This window comes from Pontibacter qinzhouensis, assembly GCF_008017455.1.
Lineage (GTDB): Bacteria > Bacteroidota > Bacteroidia > Cytophagales > Hymenobacteraceae > Pontibacter > Pontibacter qinzhouensis.
Genome location: NZ_VRTY01000211.1, coordinates 1 through 1,400, shown reverse-complemented (window position 1 = coordinate 1,400; position 1,400 = coordinate 1). Strand labels below are relative to the sequence as shown.

The window sequence follows — 1,400 nt, the reverse complement described above, 5'->3', positions numbered from 1 at the left end:
AGATTAGAAAAATCTGCCAGTGCTTAAGTTGTAAAATTCTTTTCATTCATGATTCCATTTACTGCTAACGGACTTGGCTATGCGGCGGCATAGCTGCCGTATAGGTGTGGTTGTGGTTTCGTTTTTCTTATTCTTCTTTTTTCAGCCCCACATCGATATGATACACATCAAAGGTGTTTATACCGATAACATTTCTATGATTTTCAAGCCTAAAAAGGCTCATTATAGCTTCTTTCCCTGAAGCCTTTATCAGCCCTTGTTTTGCCTTTATTGTAATTTCGTCAAATCCCAAATCATCTGAAGTAATTGGTTTGGCAATTTCTGAGGCTACTACAAGAGGTAAGGTTCCATCTTTGGCAACAACTATAGTCTTGCAATTCTTTGGTTCTTCTGTTGACGATGTCTCTTTACCTGAATTATCAGAATTAACTTCATAAAGTTCTGAACCACATACTGTGACTTCTATTTCTTCATTTGTGTAGTTGCGTAATTCTCCAGTAAAGACTGGGTCGCACGATGACAAAACAAGAAGTGCTATTAATATGGTAAAGCAACTTTTCATTCCTTTAATTTAAATGCAGCACAACGTGCTTGTGCTATAATGTGGGAAGGCGTAGCCGCACCTAAATTATGCACTTTGTTGTGCGTTCGTTATTTTTCTGTTATCAGGAGTTCAGGATGATTTCGGATGAATCGTACTTTCTTTGTCCTTAACTCTTCAACAAGGTTTGTTTTCATTGCCAGGTACTCTCTATCCAATTCTTCAAAGTTCTTTTTGTTGCGGATTATAAAGTACTCTTCGTCAATGCTCCAATCATGCACTACCCCATACAGTGCTTGAATTTCCCCGCTCTGTAGCATTTTCAGGTAAGCTCCTATACATTGCTCCAGTATCTCTACCATTTCCATGTCTTCCATGAGTCGATAGGCATTGAGAGTATCTATGGCAAAGGCACCATTGTTCTGGTAGAAAAAATCCCAGAAGCTACCATTTAAGTTTAAGTCACTTTCAAACAAGTATGTGGCGTAAACAGCCTGAACTCCTACAGGTAGACTCTGCAAAGCCTCCCTTTCCCATTCCACTTGGTTCTTACCTTTGGATGCTCTACCTGCTTTTTCAAACCTATTGTAGGTATAGTAAACAATCTTTTGTTCAAGCTCTTCGTCGCTCCACCTTTCGAGATGTTCCTTGCTTATGGCAGAGGCTTGGCTAATTTGCTCTTTAAATTTAGACAAGAGCTGAAGTCCAGGGTCAGTTGCTAACTGCTCTTCTTTATACTTCTTCATAAGCTCCTGTCTTTTCTGTTTTTCCATTGATTCTAATGCCGCACAACGGATTGGTGCAGGCAGCGGGTGAGGCATTAGCCGAACGTGGTGCCTGTGCTGTGTTGGCAGATTTA

The 1,400-nt window shown here is 40.1% G+C and carries 2 protein-coding genes; both read right to left on the bottom strand.

Translation table 11 applies throughout. The features are described from left to right. Window positions 1–127: 127 nt before the first annotated feature. Window positions 128–562 carry a hypothetical protein gene (locus tag FVR03_RS24100; RefSeq protein ID WP_147924323.1) on the bottom strand — a complete coding sequence of 145 codons (435 nt, stop codon included), beginning with the start codon at window positions 560–562 and terminating at the stop codon, window positions 128–130. A gap of 89 nt (window positions 563–651) precedes the next feature. Beyond that, the gene (locus tag FVR03_RS24095) at window positions 652–1,287 is read right to left on the bottom strand and encodes a DMP19 family protein (RefSeq protein ID WP_222707321.1); all 636 of its coding nucleotides are present in this window, start codon (window positions 1,285–1,287) and stop codon (window positions 652–654) included. Window positions 1,288–1,400: the final 113 nt, after the last annotated feature.

What these genes read in the sequence shown, in the direction of transcription:
- FVR03_RS24095 (WP_222707321.1), bottom strand. Translation starts at nt 1,287, where the DNA reads ATGAAGAAGTATAAAGAAGAGCAGTTAGCAACTGACCCTGGACTTCAG.
- FVR03_RS24100 (WP_147924323.1), bottom strand. Translation starts at nt 562, where the DNA reads ATGAAAAGTTGCTTTACCATATTAATAGCACTTCTTGTTTTGTCATCG.